Here is a 4,352-nt window from a genome sequence, read left to right as displayed (position 1 = left end):
AAATATAATAATGCAAGTATTGTACCAAAAGTCTAAATTTAATAATATTTTTTTATAATCCCTGTTATAACAGTCTTTATATGGCTATATTTATTTATCCGAACTATATTTTTTAGGAGATTTAAAATTAATTTAAAGATAATTAGTACTCTTTTTGTAGATTTTTTATACAACTTGTAGCAATTTGACTACAAATTATTAAATTCACTATCATTTATATTTTTTTATGTAGAGCAGTAGTTGAATTTTCTACCGCCCTACATATATTTGAACTGTCATTTAAAGTAAATTTATTCTTCACTAAGCACCTGTTTAAATGCCTCAGAAAGCATTGGAACAATTTTATGAAGATCTCCAACAATACCATAATCACAGATATCAAAAATTGAAGCTTCAGCATCAGTATTAATAGCAATTATAACATCAGAATTATTCATACCTGCTCTGTGCTGAATAGCTCCAGAAATACCACAGGCAATATATAATCTTGGTTTAACAGTTTTACCTGTTTGGCCAACCTGATGTTCTTTATCAATCCAACCTTCATCTACAACAGCACGTGAAGCTCCTACTTCTCCATTTAAAGTTTCTGCAAGATTTTCAATTACAGAAAATCCGTCTGGATCACCAACCCCACGTCCACCTGATACAATTATATCAGCCTGCTCCAGATTAACACTGTGTTGGGCTTCCTTAACAATCTGAACAATTTCGGTTAAAAGATCTTCATCTCCAAATTCCGGATTGAATTTGAGAATAACACCTTCTTTAGTTACTTCTGCTCCTAAATCTTTATCATTAATATCTGCATCTAGATATTCAATTTGCCCGGTACGATTATAGTCTGCTTCTTCTTTTGTCATAACTCCAGGTCTTACAGTTGACATCTGTGGACGGTGCTCAGGACAAATAATTGTTGCCATTAGATTACCACCAAATGCAGGTCTTGTCTGCAGTAGGATTTTACGTTCTTTATCAATAGCTAATTTAGTACAATCAGCAGTAAGTCCAGTATTGATTCTTGCAGAAACTCTTGGTCCTAAATCACGACCATTATGTGTTGCTCCAAGTAATACAATTTCTGGCTTACATTTATTTATAAGTTCAGCAACAACTTTAGTATATGGTGCAGTTCTATATTGTAGTAATTCTTCATCTTCTACAATATAAACCTGATCTGCTCCCTGAGCTACTAACTCTTTTCCAGCTTTGCTCAATTCAGAACCCAATACTACTGCTGTGAGTTTTTCATTTAATTCATCTGCTAACTTTCTTCCTTCAGAGACTAACTCTAAAGAAACATTTAATAACTCATTATTTCTCTGCTCTGCTAATACCCAGACTCCACTATATTCAGAAATATCAACAGCAGTTTTACTTTCATTCTGTTCAATCTCTATTGAATCAACCGGACATACTTTTACACAGGCACCGCAGAGTGTACATTTATCTTGATCAACAACTGCAACACCATCTTTCATGCTGAGTGCATTATATGGACATTTTTCCACACATACACTACAGCCAACACATGTATCATTAATTATTAACATTATATATTAACCTCCTAGTGTTTTGTGGCTATTTTAAACTACATTTTCACTGCGTAACTTTTTAATTAAGTTATCTACTATATCTTCATATGAACCTTCCAGCATTTCACCTTTTTTCTCGTGCTTGGGAACAAAAGTTTCATGAACCTGAGTTGGTGAAGCATCAAGCCCCAGCTTATCCAGATCAACTTCAAAATCATCAGTTGTCCAGACTTTAATTTCTTGCTTACTGTGAGCATTTACTATACCTTTAATTGAAGCATAGCGTGGTTTGTTGATACTTTCAAGCACTGTAACTAAAACAGGAAGCTTAGTTTCTAATTCACTATATCCCTGTTCTAATTCTCTGCGTGCCTTCACCTTATCATCTTCCAATTCAATATTTGAAACATATGTTAACTGATTCAAATTAAGATTTTCTGCAATTTGAGGTCCTACCTGAGCAGTATCACCGTCAATAGCCTGACGACCGCAGAATATCAGATCATAGTCACCAATTTCTTTAATCGCCTGAGAAATAGTATAAGCTGTAGCCCAGGTATCAGAACCAGCAAATGCACGATCACTTAATAAAATTGCTTCATCTGCTCCCATAGCTAATGCTTCTTTTAAAGCCACTTTGGCCTGAGGAGGTCCCATACTTACTACAATAACCTCTCCTCCAAAATCTTCTTTTAACTTAACTGCAGCTTCTATACCATTTTTGTCTTCTGGATTAATAATACTTGGTACGCCTTCTCTAATTAGTGTACCTTTATCTTGATCTATTTTTACTTCGTTTGTATCAGGAACCTGTTTGATACAGACAATAATCTTCACTATAATTACCTCCTGTTATGTTAAATTATCTCAATAATGAGCCTGCAATAACCATTTTTTGTACTTCAGAAGTACCTTCATAAATTTCGGTTATTTTTGCATCGCGCATTAGTCTTTCCATTGGATATTCTTTCATATAACCATATCCACCAAAAATCTGAACTGCTTTATTGGTAACTTCCGAAGCTGTTTCTGAAGCTTTTAATTTTGCCATAGCTGCCTCAGTGGAGAACGATTCTCCTGAATCTTTGGTCAGTGCAGCTTTATAAACTAAATTACGTGCTGACTCTACTTTTGTTGCCATTTCGGCAATATACCACTGCAAACCCTGGAATTTACCAATAGGACGTCCAAACTGTTCTCTTTCTTTAACATATTTAACTGTCTCATCAAGCGCTCTTTGTGCGATTCCTAAAGCCTGAGCAGCAATACCGATCCGGCCACCATCTAAAGTTGCCATAGCAATTTTGAAACCCATACCTTCTTTTCCAAGTAGATTTTCTTTTGGAATTCTGCAGTTCTGGAAAATGAGCTCTCTTGTATCTGAAGCATTAATTCCCATTTTGTCTTCTTTTTTACCTACAGTAAATCCTGGTGTATCTTTTTCAACAATAAAAGCACTTATACCTCTAGTACCCTTACTTTTATCAGTCATCGCCATAATAATAAATGTATCTGCTACACCTGCATTAGTAATGAATATCTTATTACCATTTAATACATATTCATCACCATCGAGTTCCGCAGTTGTATTTTGACTTGCTGCATCAGTACCAGCATTAGGTTCAGTTAAACCAAAAGCACCGAGTTTTTCTCCTTTTGCAAGAGGTTCTAAATATTTTTCTTTTTGTTCATCAGTACCATATTTATAAATTGGATGAGCACCAAGTGAAACATGTGCAGATAAAATAACACCGTGAGTAGCACATCTATATGAAAGTTCCTCAACTCCAATAATATAACTTAAAGTATCTGCTCCTGCACCACCATATTCCTGGGGAAAAGGAATACCCATCATATCTGCTTCTGCCATTTTCTTTACATTTTCTGCTGGAAATTCACAACTTTCATCAATGTCTGCAGCAATCGGATCTACTTCTTTCTCCGCAAATTTTCTAAAAACTGTCTGGATCATCTTCTGTTGATCTGATAATTTAAAATCCATTTTTATCCTCCTTATAAATGATAATTAATTACTTCTTAGGAGGCATTAAAACTGCCTCACCAATAATAACTTCTTTTCCATTTTGAGTAGTACATGTTGTTTCCATAACAACTCTATTTTTATCTTCATCTTTACTTTTAACTCTAACAGCAGCAGTAACTGTGTCACCAAATTGAACTGGGGCTTTAAATTTAAGGTCTTGAGAAATATAAATTGTTCCTGGTCCAGGTAATTTTGTTCCCAAAACAGCAGAGATTAGACCAGCTCCAAGCATTCCATGAGCAATTCTACCTTTAAACATAGTATTTTTTGCAAACTCTTCATTAATATGAGCAGGATTTAAATCTCCTGTAACACCAGCATAAAGATTTACATCAGACTCTGTAATAGTTTTCGAAAAACTAGCTTCCTGACCTATTTCCATTTCATCGACAGTAAAAAAATTTTTCATTTTAAAACCCTCCTGATTTAATTAAGTTTTAATTTATCCTGAACATTTTCAGGAACAAATTCTTTAACCTTAGCTTTTGATTCAGATATTTCCCTAACTAAGTCTGAACTCAAATAATTATATTTTAGTTCAGAAGTTAATAATATTGTTTCTATATTTTCATCCAGCTTCTTATTCATAAGTGCCTTTTGAAATTCAAGTTCAAAATCAGAAAGAGAACGTAACTCTTTTACAATGAGATTAGAGTTAACCTTTTGCATAAAGTCAATTAATAAGCCTTCATAATATTCAACTTCAATCTCTTCCGATATGTTTTCTACTATCATATCTCTCCTTTCTTTTGGACTAAAATATGTATTAATAT

At 33.9% G+C, this 4,352-nt stretch carries 5 protein-coding genes; all 5 read right to left on the bottom strand.

All coding sequences use genetic code 11. The annotated features are described in order from the left end of the window. Window positions 1-290: 290 nt before the first annotated feature. Window positions 291-1,553: an electron transfer flavoprotein subunit alpha gene (locus tag CI949_RS17420; protein WP_290768692.1), complete on the bottom strand. Its 1,263-nt coding sequence runs from the start codon at window positions 1,551-1,553 to the stop codon at window positions 291-293. Window positions 1,554-1,586: 33 nt separating this feature from the next. Next, a complete protein-coding gene (locus CI949_RS17415; protein WP_290768690.1) occupies window positions 1,587-2,372 on the bottom strand; it encodes an electron transfer flavoprotein subunit beta/FixA family protein in 786 nt (261 codons plus the stop codon). Window positions 2,373-2,397: 25 nt separating this feature from the next. Continuing rightward, on the bottom strand, window positions 2,398-3,537 hold the full coding sequence (locus CI949_RS17410) for an acyl-CoA dehydrogenase (RefSeq protein ID WP_290768688.1): 1,140 nt from the start codon (window positions 3,535-3,537) through the stop codon (window positions 2,398-2,400). A 28-nt stretch (window positions 3,538-3,565) separates the two neighbouring features. After that, complete coding sequence (locus CI949_RS17405) at window positions 3,566-3,988, bottom strand: MaoC family dehydratase (RefSeq protein WP_290768686.1); 423 nt, start codon at window positions 3,986-3,988, stop codon at window positions 3,566-3,568. Window positions 3,989-4,005: 17 nt separating this feature from the next. After that, window positions 4,006-4,352: pantetheine-phosphate adenylyltransferase (gene coaD, locus CI949_RS17400; RefSeq protein ID WP_290768684.1), on the bottom strand; the 347-nt coding region annotated here is incomplete at its 5' end.

The organism is Halanaerobium sp. (assembly GCF_003070835.1).
This window is presented reverse-complemented; position numbering and strand designations above follow the sequence as displayed.

Bases quoted from the DNA above. Each gene is read 5' to 3' on its own strand.
- CI949_RS17420 (WP_290768692.1), bottom strand. From the start codon at position 1,553: ATGTTAATAATTAATGATACATGTGTTGGCTGTAGTGTATGTGTGGAA.
- CI949_RS17410 (WP_290768688.1), bottom strand. From the start codon at position 3,537: ATGGATTTTAAATTATCAGATCAACAGAAGATGATCCAGACAGTTTTT.
- CI949_RS17405 (WP_290768686.1), bottom strand. From the start codon at position 3,988: ATGAAAAATTTTTTTACTGTCGATGAAATGGAAATAGGTCAGGAAGCT.